This window comes from Synechococcus sp. W60.3, from assembly GCF_047502615.1.
Classification (GTDB): domain Bacteria; phylum Cyanobacteriota; class Cyanobacteriia; order Thermostichales; family Thermostichaceae; genus Thermostichus.
On sequence record NZ_JANSHJ010000076.1, the window covers coordinates 488 to 722 of the forward strand.

Here is a 235-nt window from a genome sequence, read left to right on the forward strand (position 1 = left end):
ACGGTTACCAACGCCGGCATTACCAACAATGGTGCCGGCAAGGAAGGGGGCGGCACCTATAACCTGGGCACGGCAACCATCAGCGAAACTGGAATTTCCAACAATGGCGTTGGTGACAAAGGGGGCGGCATCTACAACGGCAGCGGCGGCACGATAACGGTTACCAACGCCGGCATTACCAACAATGGTGCCGGCAAGGAAGGGGGCGGCATCTACAACGGCAGCGGCGGCAAGG

At 60.0% G+C, this 235-nt stretch carries 1 pseudogene; it reads left to right on the top strand.

Annotation, left to right across the window (positions count from 1 at the left end):
- Nucleotides 1-235 (top strand): annotated as a pseudogene (locus NW846_RS12520) (hypothetical protein); the annotation flags it as partial.